The organism is Mycobacterium sp. (assembly GCF_035633495.1).
Taxonomy (GTDB): Bacteria; Actinomycetota; Actinomycetes; order Mycobacteriales; family Mycobacteriaceae; genus Mycobacterium.
In genome coordinates, this window is the sequence record NZ_DASQEU010000111.1 from 1 (window position 1) to 2,030 (window position 2,030).

Consider the following 2,030-nt stretch of genomic DNA (forward strand, 5'->3'; position numbering starts at 1 on the left):
GAGGCCCCGATTCCCGACGTCGAGGCTGCCTTTGTGCTGAAGATGTTGGTTCGCATTGTTCGGGACACGCGACGCGATCTCCAGGACATCGAGACGCTTCTGGAGATCATTGCGTCGCAACCCGATTACCGCTCATCGCCCTGGCGGATTGACGACCCGAACATCACGAGGGCCGGTGAACGAGGCGACGCCGCGCGCGCAGCGGGGGCAGATGATCGCCAGCCCAACAACCGTGTTGACGGCCTGAACAACGGCGCTGTTGTGGCGCCACGTCGCTGTGCCGTCGCGCTTAGGGTTGCCCAGGCGATACCGCAGTGAATACCGCAGTGCTTTCATTCGCGCTCAATGCCCACCAACGCCGCCAGCACCATATCCGCCGCTAAAGGCAATTTCCTCAGTAGCTACCGTCGACACCAAACACGACAAACGCCCAGTTCAGAGGATTTTAAGTCCGCTGCCTCTGCCAATTGGGCTATGGGGGCGTCACGCTCATAGGGACGCTACCCAACTGTCGCACGGGCATTCGGCACCGGCGACAAAGCGTCCCGACGGTATGTGGGCCAGCGGGCCGTTGATCAAGTCGGCGAAGGTGGTTTCGATGATGGCGTGGCGGCGGTGGGTGATGTCGGCCTCGGCGACCGGCTCGTCTAAGTCGGTGAAGAACGGGTGGTAGCGCCACACCGGGAACAGCGCGTCGAGGTGGCGGGCGTCTTTGACGCGGCGCACGATCAGCCGGGCGGTCACCGCATCGGGAGTGGATGCCAAAGCGGGTGGGAGGTTTCGGCGACCTCGGCATCAGAGATCCACACCCCGGTGTCGGGATCTTGGACGTCGATGTCTGTGAGGACGCCCTGTTTTCGCCAGTAGTCGGAGGCCAGTTAGGCGATCTTCTGCGGCGCGCCTGCGCACTTGATCGCACCAGCGGGAACCGTGAACACCGCGGTGCCCGAGCTCATGGTGCGGATGAATCCCAGATGCGCGGAGCGAGATCGAACCGGTAGTTCGACGTCAGCCTACCCACCGGAAACCCTCCAGCGGTATGACCTGCCCGGCCCTGGCATCGGGTTTCGTCATCCAGGTCTGGTTCATCATGCTGCTCGGCTGGCTGAACCGACGGTTCGGCGAGGCGGATCAGGAGAGAGCGACGCCGTCGGGCGGCGCGGACTGAGCGAGGACCGGCTGCCCACTCCGCAGTCCGTCCACGACGTCGGCGGCCTTCATCAGCTCACGGCCTCGCTGTCGAGGGCTGTGCGGAGCCCGGCAGCGGCGCGGTCGCCGATCCGGCCGAAGGCGATCCGCAGGCCCACATCACCGAACCGCAGCAAACCCTTGAGACGCAACTCGGCATCGTAGGTGACGAGCGAGCCAGCGCCGTCGGGCTCCACCGTGATGCGGTCGTCGGAGGTAAACATCCAGCTCTTGGCCACCACCCTGATCGTGCGCGGCACGTCGATCTCCACGGTGCGATAGCGCAGGGTGATGTCGCGGCCCGGGTTCTTCACGGTCACGTCGTAGGCGGCGTCGGGACCGATGCCCTGGCCCTCGACCTGCTCGGCGGCGACGACCCCGGGATCCCACTCGGCGAAGTTGCGCAGGTCCGCGACATAGGCGAACGCGTCCTCCGGGGAACGCGGGGTGCGCACTGTGGTGACGTAACGGGCCATGGTGATCCTCCTCGCAGGCGGTCCGAGGTGGGCTGCCCTCATGCGCTACGCGGAGTGTGCGAGCACGAGACCCAGGGTACGGCCAGCCAGCAGCGAATCAGCGTCGGTGATGTGAAATGTCGACTACTCACCCCGCGCGCCGTGCAGCAGGGTCACTTGGGCCTCGCCCCGGGATTCCCTACCTCTCCGGTCAGTTTGCGATTCCGGCTCGACCCTCCGGTGGCCACCACGGCTGGCACCAACCCTGTGGGAGTGGCCACCTATCTTGCCGAGATCACGCGGCACCAACGTCGTCGATCTTGGTTCCTTCGGCCTGAGGACGAGTGAATTGGCGTTTCCCATCCTGCCGCCCACGGACCCGTCCCC

At 65.4% G+C, this 2,030-nt stretch carries 3 protein-coding genes and 3 pseudogenes; 3 read left to right on the plus strand and 3 right to left on the minus strand.

Going from position 1 to position 2,030, the window contains the following annotated elements; all coding sequences use genetic code 11:
• A pseudogene (locus VET27_RS16855) lies at positions 1-318 on the plus strand (hypothetical protein); the annotation flags it as partial.
• A gap of 207 nt (positions 319-525) precedes the next feature.
• Here the strand turns inward: VET27_RS16855 and VET27_RS16860 are convergent.
• Together VET27_RS16860 and VET27_RS16865 are read right to left on the minus strand one after the other, a co-directional pair.
• Positions 526-830: pseudogene (locus tag VET27_RS16860) on the minus strand (IS1380 family transposase); the annotation flags it as partial.
• Between the two features lie 51 nt (positions 831-881).
• A pseudogene (locus VET27_RS16865) lies at positions 882-1,012 on the minus strand (pyridine nucleotide-disulfide oxidoreductase); the annotation flags it as partial.
• A gap of 27 nt (positions 1,013-1,039) precedes the next feature.
• Between VET27_RS16865 and VET27_RS16870 the strand changes: the two are divergent.
• On the plus strand, positions 1,040-1,168 hold the full coding sequence (locus tag VET27_RS16870; RefSeq protein WP_526520128.1) for a hypothetical protein: 129 nt from the start codon (positions 1,040-1,042) through the stop codon (positions 1,166-1,168).
• Positions 1,169-1,220: 52 nt separating this feature from the next.
• On the opposite strand, the gene VET27_RS16875 is transcribed toward VET27_RS16870, so the two are convergent.
• Positions 1,221-1,664: an SRPBCC family protein gene (locus VET27_RS16875; protein ID WP_526520130.1), complete on the minus strand. Its 444-nt coding sequence runs from the start codon at positions 1,662-1,664 to the stop codon at positions 1,221-1,223.
• Positions 1,665-1,883: 219 nt separating this feature from the next.
• On the opposite strand from VET27_RS16875, the gene VET27_RS16880 reads away from it, so the two are divergent.
• The gene (locus tag VET27_RS16880) at positions 1,884-1,991 is read left to right on the plus strand and encodes a hypothetical protein (protein ID WP_526520132.1); all 108 of its coding nucleotides are present in this window, start codon (positions 1,884-1,886) and stop codon (positions 1,989-1,991) included.
• The last annotated feature ends 39 nt before the right edge of the window (positions 1,992-2,030 follow it).

Bases quoted from the DNA above. Each gene is read 5' to 3' on its own strand.
- VET27_RS16875 (WP_526520130.1), bottom strand. From the start codon at position 1,664: ATGGCCCGTTACGTCACCACAGTGCGCACCCCGCGTTCCCCGGAGGAC.
- VET27_RS16870 (WP_526520128.1), top strand. From the start codon at position 1,040: ATGACCTGCCCGGCCCTGGCATCGGGTTTCGTCATCCAGGTCTGGTTC.